The sequence below is a fragment of the Mycobacterium sp. E2699 genome (assembly GCF_001666745.1).
Classification (GTDB): Bacteria; Actinomycetota; Actinomycetes; order Mycobacteriales; family Mycobacteriaceae; genus Mycobacterium.
The window spans coordinates 27580-50797 of the sequence record NZ_LZJH01000093.1 but is presented as its reverse complement, the minus strand read 5'-3'; the positions used below and the strand labels follow the sequence as shown (position 1 = coordinate 50797).

The 23218-nt window shown below is 70.1% G+C and carries 23 protein-coding genes; 8 read left to right on the top strand and 15 right to left on the bottom strand.

Going from position 1 to position 23218, the window contains the following annotated elements; all coding sequences use genetic code 11:
• Positions 1-2: 2 nt before the first annotated feature.
• The 4 genes from A5696_RS17205 to A5696_RS17190 form a co-directional block, all read right to left on the bottom strand.
• Positions 3-1373, bottom strand: a complete 1371-nt coding sequence (locus A5696_RS17205; protein ID WP_067881559.1) for an amino acid permease — start codon at positions 1371-1373, stop codon at positions 3-5.
• A gap of 58 nt (positions 1374-1431) precedes the next feature.
• On the bottom strand, positions 1432-2175 hold the full coding sequence (locus A5696_RS17200) for a class I SAM-dependent methyltransferase (protein WP_067881450.1): 744 nt from the start codon (positions 2173-2175) through the stop codon (positions 1432-1434).
• A gap of 235 nt (positions 2176-2410) precedes the next feature.
• Positions 2411-3556: an LLM class flavin-dependent oxidoreductase gene (locus A5696_RS17195; RefSeq protein ID WP_067881447.1), complete on the bottom strand. Its 1146-nt coding sequence runs from the start codon at positions 3554-3556 to the stop codon at positions 2411-2413.
• Positions 3557-3641: 85 nt separating this feature from the next.
• On the bottom strand, positions 3642-5240 hold the full coding sequence (locus tag A5696_RS17190; RefSeq protein ID WP_067881444.1) for a phospholipase C: 1599 nt from the start codon (positions 5238-5240) through the stop codon (positions 3642-3644).
• Between the two features lie 167 nt (positions 5241-5407).
• Between A5696_RS17190 and A5696_RS17185 the strand changes: the two genes are divergently transcribed.
• Positions 5408-6292: an alpha/beta hydrolase family protein gene (locus A5696_RS17185; RefSeq protein ID WP_067881442.1), complete on the top strand. Its 885-nt coding sequence runs from the start codon at positions 5408-5410 to the stop codon at positions 6290-6292.
• A 9-nt stretch (positions 6293-6301) separates the two neighbouring features.
• Entirely contained in the window at positions 6302-8461 is a 2160-nt protein-coding gene (locus A5696_RS17180) for an acyltransferase family protein (protein WP_067881439.1), read from the top strand.
• 231 nt (positions 8462-8692) lie between these two features.
• On the opposite strand, the gene A5696_RS17175 is transcribed toward A5696_RS17180, so the two are convergent.
• Both A5696_RS17175 and A5696_RS17170 read right to left on the bottom strand, forming a co-directional pair.
• The gene (locus tag A5696_RS17175; RefSeq protein ID WP_067881436.1) at positions 8693-9382 is read right to left on the bottom strand and encodes a GDSL lipase; all 690 of its coding nucleotides are present in this window, start codon (positions 9380-9382) and stop codon (positions 8693-8695) included.
• A 162-nt stretch (positions 9383-9544) separates the two neighbouring features.
• Positions 9545-10789 carry an acyltransferase gene (locus tag A5696_RS17170; RefSeq protein WP_067881557.1) on the bottom strand — a complete coding sequence of 415 codons (1245 nt, stop codon included), beginning with the start codon at positions 10787-10789 and terminating at the stop codon, positions 9545-9547.
• Positions 10790-11077: 288 nt separating this feature from the next.
• Between A5696_RS17170 and A5696_RS17165 the strand changes: the two genes are divergently transcribed.
• Positions 11078-11509, top strand: coding sequence for an STAS domain-containing protein (locus tag A5696_RS17165; protein ID WP_067881433.1), 432 nt, complete (start codon positions 11078-11080; stop codon positions 11507-11509).
• On the opposite strand, the gene A5696_RS17160 is transcribed toward A5696_RS17165, so the two are convergent.
• The 7 genes from A5696_RS17160 to A5696_RS17130 all read right to left on the bottom strand — a co-directional run bounded on the left by A5696_RS17160 (position 11493) and on the right by A5696_RS17130 (position 17734).
• Complete coding sequence (locus tag A5696_RS17160) at positions 11493-11759, bottom strand: hypothetical protein (protein WP_067881430.1); 267 nt, start codon at positions 11757-11759, stop codon at positions 11493-11495. The genes A5696_RS17165 and A5696_RS17160 overlap by 17 nt on opposite strands.
• A complete protein-coding gene (locus tag A5696_RS17155; protein WP_067881554.1) occupies positions 11756-12265 on the bottom strand; it encodes a DUF3093 family protein in 510 nt (169 codons plus the stop codon). Before A5696_RS17155 ends, A5696_RS17160 begins: the two co-directional genes overlap by 4 nt.
• 14 nt (positions 12266-12279) lie before the next feature.
• Positions 12280-13260, bottom strand: coding sequence for a porphobilinogen synthase (gene hemB, locus A5696_RS17150; protein ID WP_067881427.1), 981 nt, complete (start codon positions 13258-13260; stop codon positions 12280-12282).
• Between the two features lie 88 nt (positions 13261-13348).
• Positions 13349-15010, bottom strand: coding sequence for a uroporphyrinogen-III synthase (locus A5696_RS17145; protein WP_067881424.1), 1662 nt, complete (start codon positions 15008-15010; stop codon positions 13349-13351).
• 22 nt (positions 15011-15032) lie between these two features.
• Complete coding sequence (gene hemC, locus A5696_RS17140) at positions 15033-15977, bottom strand: hydroxymethylbilane synthase (RefSeq protein WP_067881551.1); 945 nt, start codon at positions 15975-15977, stop codon at positions 15033-15035.
• Positions 15978-15990: 13 nt separating this feature from the next.
• Positions 15991-17367 carry a glutamyl-tRNA reductase gene (locus A5696_RS17135; protein WP_067881421.1) on the bottom strand — a complete coding sequence of 459 codons (1377 nt, stop codon included), beginning with the start codon at positions 17365-17367 and terminating at the stop codon, positions 15991-15993.
• Between the two features lie 97 nt (positions 17368-17464).
• Positions 17465-17734 (bottom strand): glutaredoxin family protein, encoded by a 270-nt coding sequence (locus tag A5696_RS17130; protein ID WP_067881548.1) that lies wholly within the window; start codon positions 17732-17734, stop codon positions 17465-17467.
• 65 nt (positions 17735-17799) lie between these two features.
• Here A5696_RS17130 and A5696_RS17125 point away from each other — a divergent pair, with 65 nt between their 5' ends.
• From A5696_RS17125 to cmaA2, 5 genes are all read left to right on the top strand, one after another.
• Positions 17800-18111: a WXG100 family type VII secretion target gene (locus A5696_RS17125; protein WP_082956524.1), complete on the top strand. Its 312-nt coding sequence runs from the start codon at positions 17800-17802 to the stop codon at positions 18109-18111.
• The gene (locus A5696_RS17120; RefSeq protein WP_067881418.1) at positions 18104-18394 is read left to right on the top strand and encodes a WXG100 family type VII secretion target; all 291 of its coding nucleotides are present in this window, start codon (positions 18104-18106) and stop codon (positions 18392-18394) included. Before A5696_RS17125 ends, A5696_RS17120 begins: the two co-directional genes overlap by 8 nt.
• 105 nt (positions 18395-18499) lie before the next feature.
• The gene (locus A5696_RS17115) at positions 18500-19426 is read left to right on the top strand and encodes an HAD family phosphatase (protein ID WP_067881414.1); all 927 of its coding nucleotides are present in this window, start codon (positions 18500-18502) and stop codon (positions 19424-19426) included.
• A 44-nt stretch (positions 19427-19470) separates the two neighbouring features.
• On the top strand, positions 19471-19983 hold the full coding sequence (locus A5696_RS17110) for a MaoC family dehydratase N-terminal domain-containing protein (protein WP_067881411.1): 513 nt from the start codon (positions 19471-19473) through the stop codon (positions 19981-19983).
• A gap of 10 nt (positions 19984-19993) precedes the next feature.
• Positions 19994-20914 (top strand): cyclopropane mycolic acid synthase CmaA2, encoded by a 921-nt coding sequence (cmaA2, locus tag A5696_RS17105; RefSeq protein ID WP_067881408.1) that lies wholly within the window; start codon positions 19994-19996, stop codon positions 20912-20914.
• Between the two features lie 54 nt (positions 20915-20968).
• Here the strand turns inward: cmaA2 and A5696_RS17100 are convergent, their stop codons facing one another.
• Positions 20969-22060 carry a lysophospholipid acyltransferase family protein gene (locus tag A5696_RS17100; RefSeq protein ID WP_156738449.1) on the bottom strand — a complete coding sequence of 364 codons (1092 nt, stop codon included), beginning with the start codon at positions 22058-22060 and terminating at the stop codon, positions 20969-20971.
• The gene (locus A5696_RS17095) at positions 22042-23154 is read right to left on the bottom strand and encodes an SDR family oxidoreductase (RefSeq protein WP_067881405.1); all 1113 of its coding nucleotides are present in this window, start codon (positions 23152-23154) and stop codon (positions 22042-22044) included. Before A5696_RS17095 ends, A5696_RS17100 begins: the two co-directional genes overlap by 19 nt.
• Positions 23155-23218 lie beyond the last annotated feature (64 nt).

Here is a 23218-nt window from a genome sequence, read left to right as displayed (position 1 = left end):
GTTCATTCGCCCGAGGCGATTTCGCGTCCGACGCGGATCCGGCCGCGGGTCCGGGCGAGGAAGTACAGCCCCCCCACCACGGCCCAGGACAGCAGGGACAGCCATAACTGGCTGCGCGCGGAACGATCGAACGCCATCTGCACGAGCACGGCGGTGATCGCGGCCAGGGTGAGGATCGACAGCGCCGGGAAGAACCACATCTTGACCCGCAGCTTGTCCGCGGGTGTGCGCCTGCGCAGGATGATCTGCGACAGCGCGATCAACCAGTAGACGAACAGTATGATGGCGCCCGACGAGTTGAGCAGGAACAGGAACACCGTGCCGGGCGCCAGCCACGCCATGACGACGCAACCGAAGCCGATCGCCGACGAGACCAGGATGGCCAGATAGGGGACGCCGCGCCGGCTGAGCGTGATCAGCCGGGCCGGCGCCTCGCGCCGGTCGGCGAGCACGAAGAGCATGCGCGAGGCCGTGTACAGGCCCGAGTTCAGGCAGGACAACACCGCGGTGAGCACCACCGCGTTCATCACCTGATCCGCCCCGCGCAGGCCGATGTGTTTGAGCGCTGCCACATACGGCGAGGAGCCCGGCTCCACCGAATTCCACGGCAGGAGCACCACGAGCAGGAACACCGAACCCACGAAGAAGACGCCGATGCGCGCCACCACCGATCGCGTCGCCCGCTGCACGGCGAGCTCGGGATCGCGGCTCTCGGCGGCGGCGACGGTGACGATCTCGGCGCCGACCATGGAGAAGATCACCACGACGATGGCCGCGAAAACCGCCCCGACGCCCTTCGGGAAGAATCCGCCGTGCGACGTGAGGTTGGAGAAGTCCAGGTGATGGCCCGGCAGCAGGCCCAGCGCGACGAGCGAGCCGACGACGAGAAACCCGACGATGGTCGCGACTTTGATTCCGGCGAACCAGAATTCGAATTCGCCGAAGGACGACACCGAGAACAGGTTCGTCGCGGTCATCAACGACATCAGGCACAACGACAGCAGCCACAACGGCGCGTGGAACCAGTAGCCCAGGACCTTTCCGCCGGCGACCGCCTCGAACCCGACCACGATCACCCAGAAATACCAATAGAGCCAGGCCACCGAAAAGCCCGCCCAGCCGCCCAGGGCCCGCGCCGCGTAATCGGCGAACGAACCCGTCGACGGGTTGGCGGCCGCCATCTCGCCCAGCATCCGCATCACCAGGACGATCAGCAGGCCGCACAGCGCGTACGTCAGGAACGCGGCCGGCCCGGTGTCCTTGATCACCACGCCGGAGCCGACGAACAAGCCGGCGCCGATCACCCCGCCGAGCGCGATCATGCTGAGCTGCCGCTGCGACAGCCCTTGCCGCAGTTGCGTTGTGCCGGCCATGGTTAACCACAGCACATCGCCCGCGCGGGCACCACCCCGGCGCGCGGACGACGGGGCCTCAGTCCTCGCGGGTGGCCACCACGGACCAGACCGGCAAGTGCACCAGTCCGTCGTGCAGCAGTGGGCTCAGGATGTCCATCTGGCGCTTGAGCGGCTGCATCTTCTCGACGGCGTCGCCCTGCCGCTCGGCCATGATCCTGCCCATGGCTTCGAACGTCTCGGGGCCGAAGCGGGCCAGGTAGGTGGTGCCGCCGAGGTAGTCCAGGCGCCATCCGCTCGCGCCCAGCACTCGCTCGAAGTTGTCGGCGGGGATGCCCTGCCACTGCAGGCCGTTGACGTTGTGCGGGCTGAACTCGAACATGAACAGCCGCGCGCCGGGCTTGGTGGCGCGGTGCAGCGCCTGCGCGTATCGGGTCTGGGTCGCCTCGTCGTCGAGGAACACGTGGTAGAAGGCGCTGTCCACCACGGTGTCGAAGCGGCCGTCGAAGCCGTCGAGCTTGGTGGCGTCGGCCACCTGGAAATCAACGCGCACCCCGGCCCGCTCGGCGTTGCGCCTGGCCCGCTCGATGGCGGTGGGCGAGCCGTCGATGCCGGTGGCCGAATAGCCGCGGGACGCATAGTGAATGGCGTGGTAACCGGGCCCGGTCCCAGGGTCGAGCACCTCGCCGCGGATCGCCCCGTAGGCCACCAACTGCTGGACCACCGGCTGCGGACCGCCGATATCCCAAGGGATCAAGCCGTCGGTGTGTTCCGCCTCGCCGTACAACGGCTCGAATCCGGACTCGCTCGCGTCAACCGTCATGGTCCCTCGCCTCCAGCTTGTAGACGTCATCGTTCACTAATTCATCACCGTAGTCCGGGCGAGCAAGGGACGCAATCGTCCATTCGAAGCGAGATTGAAGTAAGGGCGCTTCGAGCCTGCGCACAGTGCGTGAAAGCCGCGGAAAATGCGGTCTGAGCGCAGTCTCGATGGCCCGGGCCGTCTGCGGCCGGTTGGGCTCAGAGGTGCAGGTCTCGGTCCCGGATCAGCGCCGTGGCTAGTGCGCCGAGGCGACCGCGAACGGCGTCGACGGCGCCGGTTGGGTCTGCCGGTTGGGGTGGCGCCACAACCCTTTTCGCTCGAGCAGCGGCAGCACGCCCTCACCGAACCAGTAGGCCTCCTCCAGGTGCGGATAGCCCGACAGGATGAAGTGGCTGATGCCCAGCCGCGAATACTCGACCAGCCGTTCGGCCACCTCGGCGTGCGACCCCACCAGCGCGGTGCCCGCACCGCCGCGCACCAGGCCGACCCCGGCCCACAGGTTGGGGCCGACCAGGAGCCGGCCGCTGTCGCCGCCGTGCAGGTTCAGCATGCGGCGCTGGCCCTCCGATTCGCTGCGCGCCAGGCTGGCCTGCACTCGCTCGACGTCGGCCGGGTCGACGGCCGCGAGCAGCCGGTCGGCCTCGGCCCAGGCCTGCTCGGAGGTGTCGCGGCTGATCACGTGAATCCGCAAGCCGTACTGCAGGATCCGCCCCGCATCGACGGCCAGCCCGCGAACCCAGTCGAGCTTCTCGGCGACGGCCGCCGGCGGCTCACCCCAGGTGAGGTAGACGTCGGAGTAGGCGGCCGCGACCGGCCCGGCGGCCGCCGACGAACCGCCGAAGAACACCGCGGGCGTCGGGTCGGGCGGGTTGTTCAGCTGCGCGCCCTCGATGCTGATGTGGTCCCCGGCGAAGGTCACCGGCTCCCGCGACGTCCACAGCTGCCGCACCACATGCAGGAACTCGGCGGTGCGGGCGTAGCGCGCCTCCTTGTCCAGGAAATCCCCGTAGGCGCGTTGCTCGTGCGGCTCGCCGCCGGTGACGACGTTGAGCAGCAGCCGCCCGTTCGAGTGGCGCTGGAAGGTCCCGGCCATCTGCGCGGCGAGGGTGGGACTGAGCAGCCCGGGCCGGAACGCGACGAGGAACTTCAGCGTCCGGGTCCCCTCGATCAGCATCGCCGTGGTCAACCACGCGTCCTCACACCACAGGCCGGTCGGCGTGAGCACCGCCTCGAAGCCGTTGTCTTCGGCGGCCGCGCAGATCTGGTGCAGGTAGCGCAGACTCGCGGGCCGGTCGCCGTGCATCGCCGTGCCGTGCCCGCCCGCGACCAGGTTGCGCGAATCCCCATACGTCGGCAAAAACCAATGAAACGCCAGGCTCATCCTCTCCCCTTCGATCTCTGGCATCCTCCGGGACATCGGTGCACCGCGCGAGGGTTGAAACCGCGGAGATCGGATCCCGGCGAAGCTAGCGCGGGTTGCCGGTGTGCGGGTCGAGGGTCAGCGTCGGTTGGGCCGGACCGCCGAAATCGAACATCCCGGTGAGCGCGCCGGCGCGCTCGTCGAAGGAGTGGTCGCCGATGCGGCCCGTGCTCCAGTTGTCCTCGATGAACCGCAGGATCGAGGTTTGGTCGGCGAGCGTGTGATCGACGAAATTTGCTCTGGCATAAGGGGATAACACCAGCAGCGGCAATCGCGGACCGTACCCGCACCGGCCCTGGTAGGCGGCGGGCGCGGTGGCCGGATCACCGCAGCGGCCCGGGCCGTTCAGGGCATCCTCGGTCGTCGCCGACGACGACACGATCGGCGAGGGCTTGTGATCGTACCAGCCGTCGGAGTCGTCGTAGGTGATGACGATCGCCATGTCCCGCCATACCGGCAGCCGCTGCAGATGGTTGACCGTCTCGACGAGGAACTGCTGCTCGTCGAGCGGATCGGAGTAACCGGCGTGCCCGTTCTGGTACGCCGGGGGCTTCAGGAAGCTCACCGACGGCAGGCGGCCGCCGTCGGCGGCGGCCCAGAAGTCCGACAGGTCGTATTGGTGGTTGGCCTGATCCGCGCGACCGATCTTGTCGACCGCACTCGGCGGCAGATGGTGCGGGTTGGCGGTGGACGAGTAGTACTGGAACGGCTCGTGATGCGGGACGTAATCCGGTTTGGTGCCGAACGGCAGCGCGCCGCCCGTGCCGGTGCCGCCGACGGCCGCGCCGATGTTGTGCGTCGCCCCGCACAGCGCCGCGCCGTTCGTTCCGCGGCCGGTGGGCCTGAAGCCGCCCTGGAACCAGCCCCAGGTGACGCCCTTCGCGTTGAGCAGGTCGCCGACGTTCTTGTTGCCCGGGCCGAACCGCACCTGGTCGCGGGAGGAGCAGTCGTCACCGAGGGGTTGCGAGTCGTCGATGAGGGTCCCCTGCCCGTTGCCGGTGTCGGCGATCACGTTGTGCGGCGGGAACCGCTGGCCCCCGGGCATGAATGTGGCTGTCACGCCGTGGGTTTGGCCCGAGACGAGGTTGATGTGGCCGGGTGAGGAAGGGCCGAAGGTGGTGTTGTAGAAGTTGTCGCTCATCGAATAGCGCTGCGCGTAGTTCCACAGCGCGGTGACCGTGTTGCCGTCGTAGTAGCCCATCACCAGCCCGGGGGTGTTGAAGGCCGGCGGCGGGCACGGCTCGCCCTCGGTGTGCTCGACGAAGCGGTCCATCGCGCCGCCGTTGAACGCCGCCTGCTCGGCCTGGTAGGCGTGGTCCTGGTCGCAGGTGACCTGCTGACCCGGACCGCCCAGGCGCATCGGCTGGACCGCGTTGGGGTTGTGCGTCAACAACTCTGGCGTGAGGCCGTCCACCCCCGGGGTGCCCGCTCTGGCGGTGAACGGCTGGCCGTCGACGCCCGCGGCGCGGGGATAGGTGCCGAAGTAGTGATCGAACGACACGTTCTCCTGGTATACGACGACCAGGTGGCGGATCGGCGTGGCGGTCGCGGGTTCCGCGGCCGGGCCGGGCCGGTGCGCGCACGCGGCGACCAGACCGAGCACCGCGACGGGGACCGCCAGGACGGCGAAGCGCTGCACCACCATGCCGCGAAGGCCTACCGGCTCCAGGTGCCCATTGCGTGAACGGCGCGTCAATAACAGGGGTCCGGCGCTTCGAAGGTCACCTCTTCGCGACCGACAGATCACACGAGATCACACAATGCTTCCAAAACGGCGTGGCTTGGCCGAAAACGCCGTGTCGGCGCGGCATTATGACGCCTGTGCCTGACCTGAACCGCCGCGCGGTACTGCGTATGGGCGCCGGTGCCAGCGCGGCGGCCGCTGGCGCGTGGGTGTTGAGCGCGCTGCTGGATCCGCTCGAGCCGCACGCGGCGCCCGCGCCGCTGGCCCCCGCCCCGTTCGAGCCGTCGGCGGCCGGCAGCACCCTGCCGAACCGGTTGACCGGCTCGTTCGTCTCGGCGGCGCGCGGGGGGATCAAGACCAACTGGGTGATCGCCCTGCCGCCCGGGCAGAAGGCCGAAGCCGGCGCCCTGCGTCCGGTCATCGCGCTGCACGGCAAGGACGGCGACGCCAACATGATGCTCGACTGCGGTGTCGAGAAGGCGCTGGCCCAATTGGTCAGGGAGGGCAAGCCGCCGTTCGCGGTGGTGGGCGTCGACGGCGGCGCCAACAGCTATTGGCACCGCAGGGCCTCGGGCGAGGACCCCGGCGCGATGGTGCTCGAGGAGCTGTTGCCGATGCTGTCCTCGATGGGTTTCGACACCTCCCGGGTGGGCTTTTTGGGGTGGTCGATGGGCGGCTACGGCGCGCTGCATCTGGGCGCCAAGCTGGGCCCGTCGCGCACGGCCGGCATCTGCGCCATCAGCCCGGCGTTGTACACCTCGTTCACGGGCAGCGAGCCGGGCGCCTTCGACAGCTACGACGACTGGGTGCAGAACACCGTGGTGGGCGTGCCGGCGCTGAATTCGATTCCGCTGCGCGTCGACTGCGGCACCTTCGACCGGTTCTATTTCGCCACAAGACAATTCGTCGGCCAGCTGAAGACGCCCTCGGCGGGCGGCTTCTCGCTGGGCGGGCACGACATCGGCTACTGGCGAACGCAATTGCCGGGCGAGCTGGCCTGGATGGCGACCTAGCCCACGCACATGACAGTCCGGCAGGAAGACACCGCCAGCGGCCCACGTCGAGTGGAGCGGCGGACTTCCCGGAACGGTTTTCGCCCGGACATCGAGGGGCTGCGCGCCGTCGCGGTCATCGCGGTCGTGCTCTACCACGCGGGCATACCCGGACTCGGCGGCGGCTACATCGGTGTGGACGTCTTCTTCGTCATCTCCGGCTTCCTCATCACCGGGCTGCTCTGGCGCGAGGCCGCCGCCACCAATACCGTTGCGCTGGGCCGCTTCTACGGCGCACGGGCCCGGCGCCTGCTGCCGGCCGCGGCCACCGTCGGCGTCACCACCGCCGTCGTGGCGGCCGCCGTCCTGCCGCCGCTGCAGGCGCGCAGCGTCTTCGTGGACGGCATCGCCAGCGCGCTGTACGTGGGCAATTACCGGTTCGCCACGCGCGGCACCGACTACCTGTCCGCCGATATCCCATCGCCGTTCCAGCACTACTGGTCGCTGGGTGTCGAGGAACAGTTCTACCTGGCGTGGCCGCTGCTGATCATCGGCACGGCGTGGCTTGCCGGCAGGGTGCGCCGCGGCGCCGGCGCGGGCGCCGCGCCCTACGCGGTGGTGCTGGCCGTGGTGGCGGCGGCGTCGCTGGCGGCGGCTATCGGGTGGACCCGCACGTCGCCGTCCTGGGCGTTCTTCTCGCTGCCCACCCGGGCCTGGGAGCTGGCGGCCGGCGGCCTGGTGGCCCTGTCGATCCGGCACTGGCGCAGGCTGCCCCTGCTGCCCGCGACGATCGTCGGGTGGGGCGGCCTGGCGCTGATCGCGCTGACCTGCACCCAGCTGGGCCCCGGCACCCCGTACCCCGGCACCGCGGCGCTGCTGCCCGTGCTGGGCACGGCGCTGGTGATCGGTGGTGGGTGCGTCACCGGCGGCCTGGGCGTCGGCCGCGTGCTGTGCCGGCCGGAGATGCGGGCGATCGGGCGGGTGTCCTACTCCTGGTACCTCTGGCACTGGCCGGTGCTGCTGCTGATGCCGCAGCTGCTGGGCGAGCCCGCGGGGCTGCCGGCCAGGCTGACCGCCACCGCGGTGTCCGGCGGGCTCGCCGTGCTCACGTTGCATCTGGTCGAAAACCCCGGCCGGTTCGCGGCCGCGCTGCGCCGGTCGGTGCGGGCCAGCCTCGCGGCGGCCGCGGCGGCCACCGCGGCGGCGGCCTGCGCGTGCGTGGTGTTGCTGACGATGACGCCGGTGCCCGCGGGCCACGGGGTCGCGGCACCCAAGGCGAACATCGCAGTGCTCCCCCCGGCCAACGTCCCCGCCGTCAGCCCCCAGGAGGCGACCGTCCGGCAGGCCTTCGCGCAGGTGCGCGACGCGGTCGCGGCGTCGGCCGGCCTGCGCGCCGTCCCGTCCAACCTGGACCCGCCGCTCGCGCAGGCGCCGGCCGACAAGGCGCCCGTGTTCGTCAACGGGTGCGTGCGCTCCTGGCGCGAGGTCGGTCAAAGCGAGTGCGCGACGGGCGATACCGCTTCGCCGACGACGGTGACCCTGGTCGGCGACTCGCACGCCGCCATGTGGGAGCCGGCGCTCCGGCGGGCCGCCGAGCAGCGCCACTGGCGGCTGGAGACGCTGGCCAAGGTGACGTGCCCGCTGCAGGAACTGCCCATCCGCAGCCCGTACCTGGGTCGCGAGTACACCGAGTGCGAACAGTGGCGCGCCCAGGTCTCCGACCGGCTCAGGGCCGAGCACCCGCGCCTGGTGGTGCTCGACATGAGCCGGCGCTACGGCGCGGACTTCGGTTTCAAGTCCTACGACCCGGCTTGGATCGACACGCTGGGCCGCGCCGTGGCGCAGCTGCGGAGCACCGGTGCGACCGTCCTGGTCCTCGGCCCGGCGCCGGACCCGCACGGGCCCGTGCCCGCCTGCTTGTCGGCCCATCTCGACGACGCCACCGCGTGCGCGCCGGCGCGGCAGGCCGCGCTCGACGGCGACGGCATCGGTGCCGAGCGGGCGGTGACCACCGGCGCCGGCGGGCAGTACGCCGACCTGACGGACCTGTTCTGCACGCCCGACCGCTGCCCGCCGATCATGGGCAACACCTTGATTTTCCGCGACGACAACCACGTGACGACCGAGTACGCGCAACTGCTGGCGCCCGTGATGGGCGCGCTGGCCGACCGCGCGCTGGCGGGCGGGTGACCCTTGTTGAACTTCTCCGTGCGAACGAACGTCTTATTGCTGAAGGGTTTTGGGAGGTTGTGAGATGACTTCGCTGCTGCTGGTCTGCATTGCGGCCATCGCGCCGGTCGCCGGCATCGGCCTGATGCAGTTGCAGGCGCGCCTGGAACGGTGGGACTACGAACGACACGCGGAAGACTAGTCCCCGCAGCGTATTTCGCTAAACCCTTGCGGGGCTGGGGCTTTCGCCGATCACCGGGACAGCTGCATGCTGATGAGTGGCGCGATGTTGTCCGCGAGATACTGATGCCCCGCGTCGTTGGGGTGCACGCCGTCCGGGCCGATCAGATCCGGCCGGTCGACGAACCAGTGGTCTCCGATCGGATCCACGAACGCCGCCCCCGCGGCCCGGGCGGCCGCGTTGAGCACGTCGCGGATCTGCAGGATCGACTCGGGCACGTCGGCGGTCGGCCACGGCGGGCCGATCACCAGCAACCTGGCGGACGGCGCGAACCGGCGCGCCAAGGCGAAGGCGTCGCGGGCCTTGTCGGCGACCAGCGCGGGATCCGCGCCCTCGTCGTTGCGCGATCCGAAGAACACCACCAGCGCGTCGCCGGGCTTGACCGCCCTGGCGGTCAGGTCCTCGAAGATGCTGCCGTGGTCGCCGGGCACCACGTAGCCCGCCCTGCCCTCGGCCGCCACGTCCGCGGCGCGCCGCACGCCCCGCTGCGCCAGCGCGTGCCAGGCCAGCGCGGTCCACGACCTCGGCCCGAGGCCGCCCTCGTCGGTGCCGGTGGTGTACGAGTCGCCGACCACCGCGAGGTGGTTGACGCGCGAATCCAGCGTCAGCGGTCGGTAGGCCCGCACCGGGCGCGCGGGCGCCCCTGAGACGACATTCAGCACCAGGGCGAGGCCGGCAATGGCCGTGACCAGGCGACTCACTGCAACCTCCCCCATGCATCGTCATGCGCCGCACCGAAATCAACGGAATCGTACGGGAAACGACGCGGACTCGACGTCAACCCGCTGAATCGCGGCCGGCCGCTCCGGCCATGGTATTCGACGGATCAGGCGCATCGCACGGGTCGCGCGGCGAGGCGAACGTCACACCGCGCGGGCCGAAACCGCTTCCAGCCCACCGTCGATCGGGTGCAGCTTGGTGCCCGCCGGCTCGCCGGCCACGGCCTTCTCGTCGGCGGGCCTGACGTCGACCATCCTGCGCATCCACCGGCGCGCGGGCTCCTCGACGAAGTGGTACATCAGCGCCGACAGGCCGACGGCGATCGCGAGCAGCCCGATGATGTTCCATTTCCACGGGTTGTCCTGCTGCCATGGCGTGAGGTTGAACTGAAGCACCGCCCATCCCCACGACGTGTGCACCAGCTCGTGAACCATGTACAGGCAGAAGGAGATCTGGCCGCCGTAGACCATGACCCGCGTCGACAGCACCCTGGGCAGGCTGCCCACGCCGATGGCCAGGGTGATCACCAGCGGCACGAACAGCACGTCGACCACCCCGCCGCTGTCGTTCTCCACGATCCCGGAGATCGGGTGCGCGTGGAACCAGTACAGGACGCCCACCATGGCTGCCAGGAGCAGCAGGGAGGCGTACCCGGCGACGCGGCGACCGCGCTCGGTCAACCGCAGCCTGCGCACGGCGGCGCAGGCCAGGGCGCCGGCGGTGAACTGCGTGACGATGCGCGGCAGCCAGCTCCACGGCGTGTAGAAGTGGCCGCTGGTCAGCAGCATCACCACCGGCGGCAACGAGGCCGCGAATGCCAGCGCCATCAGGCTGCGCGACCTTGTCGCCTGCTTCATCCGCAGGATCACCAGCACCAGGAACCCGAAGAGCAGGTAGGCCAGCCACTCCGCGCTGATCGACCAGGCCGGGCCGTCCCAGCTCGAGTCATCGAAGAACGGCACGAACCACAGCTGGACCAACAGGATCTGGCGCACATAGCTGATCGCGGTGAGCTGGCCGGCGTCGGGCGACGGCACGTGACCGACGTGCAGGGTGAAGATCACCCATACCGCGGCCAGGTGCAGGGTGACCAGGTACACCGGCCACACCCGGGCCAGCCGCAGCCACAGGAAGTGCAGGGTGGCGCGCGTCGACCACGAGCGGCCCATCCGGTCGAGGTAGTTCCAGGTCAGGACGAACCCGCTGAGGATGAAGAAGAGGTCGACGCCCTGGGCCCCGCAGTTGAGCACCGGCGCGAGCGCGTCGCGGAAGTCCGGCGAAATGTCGCTCACCATGGGCCGGAAGTGGAACAGCACCACCCACACGGCGGCGACGATGCGGAGTCCCGTCAGGGCCTTGATCTCTCCCCGGATCTCTGCGCCGCGCACGATGCTCTTTCCGTCTGGACTTGCCGTTTCGTATCCGATCTGTCCGGCTGACCGGGCGATCACGAGCCCCCCGACTGGCAACCGGCAGCCCACGAAGCCTAGCAGCGGACGGCTTCCGATGGCGTGATGGGCCGTGGCGTGGCACGGCTACAAAACGGCCACGATGTTGCCTGAACCCCCACCAAACGCCCCGAAATCGGCTTCTTAGCAAAGAGTTAGAGGCGGCTTCCGGTCCCCTTAGATTTGGCGGGCACCTTTAGAGGACAGGTCGAAGGGAATGAGGCGCTCATGACAATCACCACCGTCGCGACACGGCACGGGTACGGCACCTTCGACTGCGATGGCGCCCAGATCCGCGCCCACTGCCGGCACTTGGCGACCGTGGTGACCATTCGCGGCGACATCAACGCGGCCAACGTCGACCGGGTCAGCGAGTACCTCTGGCGTTTCACCCTGGGGAGCAACCCGGTGGTGGTCGACCTGAGCGACGTGACCCACTTTGCTGCGGCGGGTGTCTCGCTCGTGCACCGGCTCGACGAGGACTGCCGCGCCGCCGGGGTGGAGTGGACGCTGGTCGCGAGCCCCGCCGTCATGGGGCTGCTGGGCGGCGAGGGCGAGTTGCCGGTCGCGCGCTCGGTGCGCGAGGCGCTCCGCAACCTGGCCGAAGCGATCGTGAGCCGCCGTCAGCTCGTGCTGCCGCTGATCAAGAAGACGGCGTAGCTTTTCCCGGCGTCCGCGCCCGCAGCAGGCGGGCGATCCCGACCACCGCCAGCACCCCGGCGGCCGTCACCAGCACCAGGGTCAGCAACAGCAGCTGAGGGTTGTACACCAGCGACGTGGTGAACGGCTGCCCGTCGGCGATGGGGGCGACACGCACCGTGTGGCGCGCGTGCACCCAGCTCAGCCCCCCGCCCACCAGCGCGACGCAGGCCAGGGCGAGCTCCACGACGGCGCGATAGCGGGCGATCACGGCGTGGGCCCGTCGTCGCGGTCGTCGGCGGCGTCGGAGCCGGCGGGCTCCACCCGCTCCTGGACCAACGGCGTCAGGGCCGCCCGTAGCTGACGATGACGGCGGGCCCAGGCCTGGGCGGTGCGGTCGCCGGTGAGCTTGAGGCCGATGCCGATGCGGTGGCGCGGCACCCCGACCAGTTCGCCGAGCGCCCGCGACGACTGCCATCTCGCCAGCTCCTTGCCGGACGCCTCGTGGTGTTCGGGTTCGGGGTACACCTTGAGGATTTCGCGCACCAGGATGGTTTCGGTGCCCTGCCGCAGGGCGTCTTCGGTGAGCTCCACCGAGACGTGGATCCGTGCCGCCTTCACCTGCAGCCCCACGAACGCCGACACCAGGACCAAGAAGATCGCCGGGACGACGAACGACACCGGGGCCCCGCTCCAGATTTCGATCAGCACCATGGCCGCCGCCGACGCCGGGCCCAGCGCCACCCACCACCAGCTGGCGCCGGGCTCGTAGAACAACGGCCGGGGGTCCGTCACGACAGCCAGCTTGCCGCATCCGCGGCCCAATAGGTGAGCACGATGTCGGCCCCGGCGCGCCGGATGCCGGTCAGCGACTCCAGGGCGGCGGCGCGCTCGTCGATCCAATCGTTGGCGGCCGCGGCGCAGATCATGGCGTACTCGCCCGACACCTGGTACGCGGCCACCGGCACCGGCGAGACCTCCGCCGCCGCCGCCAGCACATCGAGGTAACCCAGGGCGGGCTTGACCATCACGATGTCGGCTCCCTCGTCGAGGTCCAGCCGCACCTCGCGCAGCGCCTCCCGGAAGTTGCCGGGCTCCTGCTGGTAGGTGCGCCGGTCACCGGACAGGCTCGAGCTCACCGCCTCGCGGAACGGGCCGTAGAACGCCGAGGCGAACTTGGCGGCGTAGGCCAGGATCACCACGTCGGTGTAGCCGGCCGCGTCCAGGCCGTCGCGGATCGCGGCCACCTGGCCGTCCATCATGCCGCTCGGTCCGACCACATGGGCGCCCGATTCCGCCTGTGCCACAGCCAGTTTGACGTAGCGGGCCAGGGTGGCGTCGTTGTCCACCCGGCCGCGGGCGTCCAGGACGCCGCAGTGCCCGTGGTCGGTGAACTCGTCCAGGCAGGTGTCGGCCATCAACACCGTGGCGTCACCGAGATCCTTGGCCAGGTCGCGCAGCGCGACGTTGAGGATGCCGTCCGGATCGGTGCCGGCCGAGCCGGTCGCGTCCTTGTCCTGATCGCGGGGAACGCCGAACAGCATCACCCCGCCAACCCCGGCGGCGACGGCCTCCTCGGCGGCCCGGCGCAGCGAATCCCGGCTGTGCTGAACGACGTTGGGCATCGATGCGATCGGCCGCGGTTCGTCGATCCCGTCGGCGACGAACATCGGCAGCACCAAATGCCTTGGCTCCAGCGACGTTTGCGCCACCAGGCGACGCAACGCGGGTGTCGAGCGGAGCCGGCGCGGGCGCTGCCGGGGGTAACTCATGCTCGTCCGTCGCCGCGAGCGTGCGCAGAATGCCAGCCCAGACGGCGTGTCGCTGTACAGACACGCACACTCGCCCGACCGGCGGCCACTAGCGCCTGCGGCTCTTCTTACGCGGCGGCGGCAGCGCCCCCTCGGCGCGCAGCCGCGCGGCGTGCTCGGCCAACGCATCGACCAGGGGGCCGACGGCGGCGGTGTCGGGCTGGACGTCCACCCGCAGGCCGAATTCCGCGGCGGTCTCGGCGGTCTTGGGGCCGATGCAGGCGATGATCGTGCGCGCGTGCGGTTTGCCGGCGATGCCGACCAGGTTGCGCACGGTCGAGCTGGAGGTGAAGCACACCGCGTCGAAGCCGCCCGTCTTGATCATCTCGCGGGTGGCCGCCGGCGGCGGCGCGGCGCGCACGGTCCGGTAGGCCGTGACGTCCTCGATCTCCCAGCCGCGCTCGCGCAGCCCCTCGGCCAGCGTCTCGGTGGCGATGTCGGCCCGCGGCAGCAGGACCCGGTTCACCGGGTCGAAAACGCTGTCGTAGGGCGGGAAGTCGTCGAGCAGGCCCAGCGAGGACTGCTCGCCGGCCGGCACCAGCTCGGGGCTGATCCCGAAGGCGCGGACCCGGTCGGCCGTCGACTCGCCGACGCAGGCGATCTTCACCCCGGAGAACGCCCGGGCGTCCAGCCCGAACTCGCCGAACTTCTCCCACACCGCGCGCACCGCGTTGGTGGAGGTGAACACCACCCACTGGAAGCGGCCGTCGACCAGGCCCTTGACGGCCCGCTCCATCTGGGCGGGGCTGCGCGGGGGCTCGACGGCGATGGTCGGCACCTCGATCGGCAGGGCGCCGTAGGACGTCAGCCGCTCGCTCATCTCGCCGGCCTGGTCCTTGGTGCGGGGCACCAACACGGTCCAGCCGTACAGCGCGCGGCTCTCCCACCAGTTCAGCTTTGCCCGGCTGGCCACCGTCTTGCCGATGGTCACCACCAGCGGCCCGGTCATCGGGCCGGCCGGGTCGTTGCCGCCCAGGACGGCGGGATCGGTCAGGCCGGCCAGCGTGGTCTCGACCGAGCGCTGCTGGCAGGTGGTGCCCTGCGCGGTCACCACGCAGGGGGTGGCCTCGGCCAGCTCGTGCTCGATCAGGGCGCGGGCCGCGTCGGCCACGTGCGACGCGGTGGCCTGCAGGATCAGCGGGCCGGGCGCCGCCGCGAGCGCGTCGAAGTCCACGTCGCCGCGCACGTCGGCGACCGTGTGCGACGAGCCCAGCGGCAGCCCCGCATAGGTGGGGACGGCGCTGGTGGCGGCCAGCCCGGGCACGATCTCGATGTGCAGGTGGCTGCGCGCGACGGCGTTCACCTCCGTGATGACCGCGTCGAGCGTCAGCGGGTCGCCGGCCACCAGCCGCACCACGTCGGCGCCCGTACGGGCCTCGGCGACAAGCGTTTTGGCGACCTCGGCGGGCTCGCCCAGCGCCGGGCGGATATCGGGGCCCTCGGTGATCACCGCGGGCCCGGCCTGGCCGGCGTCACCGTCGGGGTTGCCCTCGGCCTTGGCTTCCGGGCCGGCCGGCGCCGGGCCGGAGACCGGCGGCAGATCCCTGCCGATCAGCGCGAGCACGGGTTCGGGCACGTCGGGGTCGGTGAACACCAGGGCGGCGTTGGCCAGCACCGTGGCAGCCCGCGTCGTCAACAGTCCCGGGTCGCCGGGGCCCGAGCCCACGAACGTGATGTGGCCCGGTCTCGGCTTACGCCCTCGCGTCGTCATTGTCGCTCCCAAGTGACTCTCTTCAGTTTCCTCGCGCGGGGTCTTGCCGCGCTCCCCCAATCAGCTCTTCGGCCCCCAGCTCGAGCAGCTCGGCGGCGACCGAGAGCCCCAGCTCCCGTGCCCGACCGGGAGTGCCGATGCCGGACGCGCGGATCACGTCGGACCCGTCCAGCGCCGCCACGCAGCCGCGCAGCGACAGCTCTTCGAAGACGCGGCCCTCGTCGTCGATGGACTCGACCACCTCGGCGATCGCGCCCACCGGTGCGGAGCAACCGGCCTCCAATTCGGCGAGCAGGGCCCGCTCCGCGGTGACCGCCGCGCGCGTGTCGGCGTCGTCCAACTCCGCCAGCACCGCGGCCAGTTCGTCACCGGCGCGGCACTCGACGGCGAGCGCTCCTTGAGCCGGTGCTGGCAACATCTGCACCGGCTCCAGCGTCTCGGTGACATCGTCGAGGCGGCCCAGCCGGGCGAGACCGGCCCTGGCCACCACGATCGCGTCAAGATCACCACTGCTTACCCTGTTCAACCTGGTATCTAGGTTGCCTCGTAGGGGGCGGATTTCCAAACCGAGACCCAATGCTCTAAGCTGTGCGGCCCTGCGCGGCGACGACGTGCCCACCAGCGAGCCCGCCGGCAACTCACCCAGCACCAGGCCGTCGCGCGCGACGAGCGCGTCGCGGGGGTCGTTGCGCGGCGGTATCGCGGCGATGGTGAACCGCGGGTCGTCGGCCGTCGGCAAATCTTTGTGCGAGTGCACCGCGGCGTCCACGCGGCCGTCCTCGATGGCCTCCCGCAACGCGGTCGTGAAGGCGCCCACGCCCAGGCTCTGGATGGGGGCCGACGACCGGTCGCCGGCCGTGGTGATGGTCACCAGTTCGGCGGGATGGCCGTTGGCGATCAGGGCGTCCCTGACCACACCGGCCTGGGTGGTGGCCAACAGGCTGCCCCGGGTGCCTATCCGGATCACGTGCGGCAATCGGCTACTCGCCGGACTGTTGCGGCGTGGCGTCGAATCGGCTTGGCGCGACTGGCAATTCACCAGCGGCCACAGCGGCGACCGAGTCAATGGCGGTCTGGTCGAGTTCGAAGAGTTCGCGCAGCGCCTCGGCGTAGCTGTCGCCGCCCGGGGCGCTGGCGAGCTGTTTGATCCGCACGGTGGGTGCGTGCAGCAGCTTGTCGACCACGCGGCGCACGGTGCGCGCCACCTCTTCCCGGTGGGCGCTTTCCAGGCCGGGCAGCCGGTTGTCGAGGCGCAGCAACTCCGCCTCGACGACGTCGGCGGCCCGCTGTCGCAGCGCCGTCACCGTCGGGGTGACCTCGGCCATCCGCTGCCCCGCCAGGTAGGTGGCGACCTCGGTCGCCACGATGTGGCGCGCGGCGTCGACGTCGGCGGCCGCGGCGTGGGCCGACGGCTCGCGCTGCACGCGGTCCACGTCGACGACCCAGACCCCGGGCAGTCCGGCCACCGCCGGGTCGACGTCGCGCGGCATGCCCAGGTCGCAGATGACCAGCGGGTGGGCGGCCTCGTCCCGGCGGGCCGCGGCCAGCGCGTGGTGCACGTCCGCCAGTGAGACGACGGGGCTCACCGCGCCCGTGCAGCTGACCACGACGTCGGCGTCCGCCAGCGCGTCGGGCAGCCGGTCCAGGGTCAGCGCCTCGGCCCGCACGCCGGATTCGCGGATCTTGCGGGCCAGCCGCTGCGCGCGCGAGGCCGAGCGGTTGACCACCGCGACCTGCTCGATGCCGGCCCGGGTCAGGTGCGCCGAGGACAGCGCGCCCATCGCCCCGGCGCCGACGACCACGGCGGTCTTGCCCGCCAGCCCGCCCAGCCTGCGCTCGGCCATGCCCAGGGCGACCGAAACCACCGACGCGCCGGCGGCGTCGATGGCGGTTTCGGAGTGCACCCGCTTGCCCACCGACAGCGCCCGCTGGGCCAGCTCGTGCAGCACCCGGCCGACGGTGCGGTTGGCCTCGGCGGTCCCGTAGGCGCGGCGCACCTGGCCCAGCACCTGCTGCTCGCCGACCACCGCGGAATCCAGGCCGCTGGCCACCGCGAACAGGTGCTCGACGGCGGCCTCGCTGTAGCGCACGTAGGCGTACTTGGTCAGGTCGCCCATCGACATCCCGGAGTGTTCCGACAGCACCTGCCCGACCACCGCCAACCCGCCGTGGAACGCGTCGACGACGGCGTAGACCTCGACCCGGTTGCACGTCGAGAGCACCATCGCCTCGGTCACCAGCGGCGACTGCAACACCCGATCGACGATCTTGACCTGATCGGATTCGTCGATGCTGAGTTGTTCCAGGACGGAGACCGGCGCACTGCGGTGCGAAACCCCGAAGAGCAGGACGCTCACGGCAGCATCACCTGGCCAGCTCCCTTGCTTCCCCAGTAACTGAACTGCTGTCCACGGTAATCGTTGATCAGCTGGGCTACCAAATAAGTGACCGCCGTTACCGAGCGAGGTCCGCGCGCAGCCGCGGCTCGTCCACCTCCCAGTAACTGTGCTCGCGCCCGTTGAGCAGAACCACCGGCAACCGATCGCCGAACTCGGCACGCAGGCCCGGGTTGCCCGCCGCCGCGGCGGCGTCGACGTCGGTCGCCGCCAGCTCGAAGCCCAGCTCGTCGGCGAGCTCGACCAGCCGCGCGTGCACCCGCGCGCAGATCGTGCAGCCGTCGCGGGTCAGCAGCTCCACCCGCGGCCGGCCGGTGCCCTGCGTCATGGCGAACAGTGTGGCACTCGCGTCGGTGAATTGTGGGGCCACGCCGCGGCGGTTAGGTTGCCGATGTGGCTGCCCAGGACGCGGTGCGGGTCGATCCCGAGGCGATGCGGGGGTTCGCCGAGGCGCTGGCGGGGCGCGCCGAGGACCTGCGGAACCAGTTCGCGGAGCTCAACGCCCAGGTCGGCGACATGCTCGGCGGCTGGCGCGGCACGTCGGGAAGCGCCTACGCCGACGCATGGGAGCTGTGGCACCGCGGTGCCGGCGAGGTGGAGGTCGGCCTCTCGATGCTGGCGCGGCTGGTGGCCCGGGCCGGCGGCCTCTACCGGGAGAACGAGGCGGCGTCGGCCCAGGCTCTGCGCGGGGTGCGCCGTGGCTGAGCCGTTTCGGGTGGATCCCCGGGCGCTGGCCGACGCCGTGCAACGAATGACCGAATTCGGCCGCTATGCCGAAGACATGCTGGCCGAAATCGATTCTCTGGTAAGCACTTTGCACTCGACATGGACGGGCAGCGGCGCGGCGGCCCACGTCGAGGCGCATCGGCACTGGGCCCGCGGCGAAGCGATGATGCGCGAGGCCCTGGCCCAACTGCGGGCCGCGGGCGAGACGGCGCATGCCAACTACACCGGAGCGATGTCAACGAATTTGGCCATGTGGTCCTGACCTGACGCCTCAGGCGCGCAAACCGCCCGGAATCCCCGCCGGATAGGGTTGAGAACGGTCATCCCACGGATTACCCGGCGGCACAGCGATCTAGGAGGTTGGGCCTTGGCTTCATCGGCTTCCTCTGAGCCGGGCGGCGCGGACCCCGCCGGCCGCCCCGACCTCGACGCGCTGGTCGACAACGCGAGCGCCGAACGCGCGCTCGAGGATCTGGCCACCGTCGCCCCCGCCGCGCCCGACGAGGGCCGCCCGCAGCCGCCGATCGACCTGACCGCGGCCGCGTTCTTCGACGTGGACAACACCCTGGTGCAGGGTTCGTCGGCCGTGCATTTCGGACGGGGCCTGGCCGCCCGCAACTACTTCACCTACCGCGATGTGCTCGGATTCATTTACGCCCAGGCCAAGTTTCAGTGGTTCGGCACGGAGAACAGCGACGACGTCGCCGCCGGCCGGCGCAAGGCCCTCGCGTTCATCGAGGGCCGCTCCGTCGAGCAGCTGGTCGCGCTGGGCGAGGAGGTCTACGACGAGATCATCGCCGACAAGATCTGGCCCGGCACCCGCGAGCTCACCCAGATGCACCTGGACGCCGGCCAGCAGGTGTGGCTGATCACCGCCACCCCCTACGAGCTGGCGGCGACGATCGCGCGACGGCTCGGGCTGACCGGCGCGCTGGGCACGGTCGCCGAGTCGGTGGACGGCGTGTTCACCGGCAGGCTGGTCGGCGAGATTTTGCACGGCCCCGGCAAGGCGCACGCGGTGCGCTCGCTGGCCATCCGCGAGGGCCTCAACCTCAAGCGCTGCACGGCCTATTCCGACAGCTACAACGACGTGCCGATGCTGTCGCTGGTCGGCACGGCGGTGGCCATCAACCCCGACGCCCGCCTGCGGGCCCTCGCCCGCGAACGGGGGTGGGAGATCCGCGACTTCCGCACCGCCCGCAAGGCCGCGCGGATCGGGGTGCCCTCGGCGCTGGCCCTGGGCGCGGCCGGGGGCGCGCTGGCGGCGCTGGCGTCGCGGCGCCAATCGCGCTGATAGGCTGCGCCGCTGAGACGTAATCGAGCGGAGAGCACAGCGGCATGACAGTCCCAGAATCGGCCCGAGGGATCATCGGCAGCCACTACCGGGCACCGGACTACTTCCAGGTGGGGCGCGAGAAGATCCGGGAGTTCGCCCAGGCCGTCAAGGACGATCACCCGGCGCACTACAACGAGGCCGACGCCGCCGCCGCCGGCTACCCCGCGCTGGTGGCGCCGCTGACGTTCCTGGCCATCGCGGGGCGGCGCGTGCAGTTGGAGATCTTCACCAAGTTCAGCATCCCGATCAACATCGCCCGGGTCATGCACCGCGACCAGAAATTCCAGTTTCACCGGCCGATATTGGCGCACGATAAGCTCTACTTCGACACCTATCTAGACTCGGTGATCGAATCCCACGGCGCCGTCGTCGCTGAGATCCGCAGCGAAGTCACAGACGCCGAGGGCAAGCCGGTCGTCACCAGTGTCGTTACGATGCTGGGGGAAGCCGCACACCAGGACGCTGGCGCTGAAGAAACCGTCGCCGCGATCGCATCGATATCAGCCGGAAAGTAGGGCGATTCCAATGTCACAGGGTGAAACGGGTGGCACCCAGCTGAAGCCGCCGGTCGAGGCAGTCCGATCCCACTACGACAAGTCGAACGAGTTCTTCAAGCTGTGGCTTGACCCGTCGATGACCTACAGCTGCGCGTACTTCGACGAGAAGCCGGACCCCAATCACCTGACCAAGACGCTGGAAGAGGCGCAGTACGCCAAGCGCAAGCTCGCGCTGGACAAGCTGAACCTGGAGCCGGGCATGACGCTGCTCGACATCGGCTGCGGCTGGGGCGCGACCATGCGGCACGCGGTGGCCGAGTACGACGTCAACGTCATCGGCCTGACGCTGAGCGAGAACCAGTACGCCCACGACGTGGCCAAGTTCGAGGAGATGGACAGCCCGCGCCGCAAGGAGGTGCGAATCCAGGGCTGGGAGGAATTCGACGAGCCGGTGGACCGCATCGTGTCACTCGGCGCGTTCGAGCACTTCGCCGACGGCGCCGGCGATGCCGGATTCGAGCGCTACGACACCTTTTTCAAGAAGTTCTACAGCCTGACGCCCGACGACGGCCGGATGCTGCTGCACACGATCATCATCCCGGACAAGGAGGAGGCCCAGGAGCTCGGCCTGACGTCGCCGATGAGCCTGCTGCGCTTCATCAAGTTCATCCTGACGGAGATCTTCCCGGGCGGGCGGCTGCCGCGGATCTCACAGGTCGACCACTACTCGTCCAACGCGGGCTGGAAGGTCGAGCGCTACCACCGCATCGGCAAGAACTACGTGCCGACGCTGAACGCGTGGGCGGATGCGCTCGAGGCGCACAAGGACGAGGCGATCGCCCTGAAGGGGCAGGAGACCTACGACATCTACATGCACTACCTGAGGGGCTGCTCGGACCTGTTCCGTGACAGCTACACCGACGTCTGCCAGTTCACGCTCGTCAAGTAGTTCTGCGACGCAAGACGGCCCCGGTGTCGCGCCACGCGGCGCCGGGGCGTTTCGCTAGCCGAAGAAGATGTTGCGGCGCCCGGCCAGCAGCCGGTACAGGGTCTGCTGGATCGTCTCGCGCACCTGGTCGGTCAGCTCGAAGGTGACCATCGGGTCCTCGGCGTCGGAGGCGGCGTAGTCGTTCGTGTAGATCGGTTCACCGAACGCGATGCGCCACTTCGACGGCAGCGGCACCAGCCCGGCGGGGCCGGCCAGCGGGAACAGCGGAGTGATCGGGAAGTAGGGCAGGCCGAACAGCCGCGCCAGCAGCTTGACGTCGGTGAGCATCGGGTAGATCTCTTCGGAACCGACGATCGAGCACGGAACGATCGGGGCCTTGGTGCGCAGCGCCGCCGTCACGAATCCGCCGCGCCCGAACCGCTGCAGTCGATAGCGGTCCTCGAAGCGCTTGCCCAGGCCCTTGTAGCCCTCCGGGAACACGGCGGTGAGTTCGCCGGCGGCCAGCAGGCGGTGCGCGTCCGTCGTGCAGGCCATGGTGTGGCCCGCCTTGCGCGCGGCTTCGCCGACCACCGGCAGGTCGAACACCATGTCGGCGGCCAGCAGCCGCAGGTCCCGGTGCGCCGGGTGTTCGTCGTGCACCGCCACCGACAGCATCAGCCCGTCGAACGGCAACACCCCGGCGTGATTGGCCACCACCAGCGCGGCCCCGTCGCTCGGCAGGTTCTCGATGCCGCTGACCTCGACCCGGAACCACGACCGGAAGAAGAACCGCAGCAAAGGCCGGACGACCGCGCTGTTGAAGTGCGGATCGAAGCCGAACTCGTCGACGGTGTAGTCGCCCGTGAACCGCTGCCGCAAAAAGCCGGCAACCGCGGCCACCCGTTGTGCGAGCTCGTTGAGCGGCGCCTCGGCCGTCGACGGTGCACCAGCGGCGCGGCGGTGTTCGTCGATTTCGCGAACGACCGCGGCGATCTGTTCAGCCGACGCTCGGCCGCGGGGATCGGACAGCAGCGAGGGATGTTGGCGGGACGATTCCGCGCGTTGATCGGCTCGACGGCGCGCAGCGACCCGACCCCGATTTGTATGTAGTGGAATGACGTTCGCTCTGGTTTCGCCCGTCACGATCTCTACCTGACCCCGCCCCATGGAATTGGATTTCGGCTTCCCCAGCGCTGCGCTAACGCTACGACGCGACCCTCCAGGGAGCGTACCCGATCAGGGTCGATTATGGGAGTCAGGCCACGGCCGCGGACGTAGTCGTCGAACGCCTCGGCCGTCGTCCATTTTGGCTGGTAGCCGAGCTCCGTCCGCATTCTGGTGGTGTCCATGACGCGGCCGTAACTCAAATACTCAAACTGATCCCGGGTGATCTCGGTATAGCGGTTGGCCCGTCTCAGCGAATCCAGCGCCCACACGCCGAACCCGGGCACCGGCACCGGTATTCGGCCCGCCCGCCGGATCGCCTGCGAGAGCATGATGATGCCGTCGGCGCCGATGTTGAAGGTGCCGGCCTTGCCGGCCATCGCCGCGCGCTCGAGGGCGCCGAGCGCGTCCTGCTCGTGCAGCAACTGCAACCGGGCGTCGCGGCCGAACATCGTCGGGACCAACGGCCCCGCCAGATACCGCGACAGCGAGGTGTCCATCGCCGGGCCGATCATGTTGGCCAGCCGCAGAATCGTCACCGCGATGTCGGGGCGCCGCCGGGCCAGCCCGCGCACGTACCCCTCGATGTCGAGGCTGTCCTTGGCGAAGCCGTCGCGAAACGGCCGCCGGCTGCTGCTGTCCTCGGTGAACATGACCGGATCGTGCGCGCTCGACCCGTACACCTCCGACGTCGACTTCAACACGACGCGGCGCACCGAAGGCGCCTTCTGGCAGGCCGCGAAGAGTTGCATCGCGCCCATCACGTTGATTTCCTTCAGCGCGGCGCTGCCACCGGATCGCGGGGCGTACGACGCCGCCGCGGCGTGCACCACGGTGTCGACGTCGCCGTTGCGAATCACCTTGGCAATGAAGGGATTACGAATGTCGGCGCGAACGAACTCGGCGCGCCCCATGCGGCGCAGCATGTCCTTGCTGGGGGCGATCGCGTCCACCGCGATGACCGCTTTGATCAACGGGTTCTGCGCGAGCCGGGCAGTCAGGTAGCCGCCCAGGAACCGGCAGGCACCGGTGACGAGCACCACTTTGGGGTAGTGCACGGTGCCGGTTGCGGCACCTTCCCCACTCGACTGATCCACCCGAACAGCCTAACGGGCGTGCTAGACGGCGGCGTTACGGCGACGCGACGGTCGACTGGGCTTA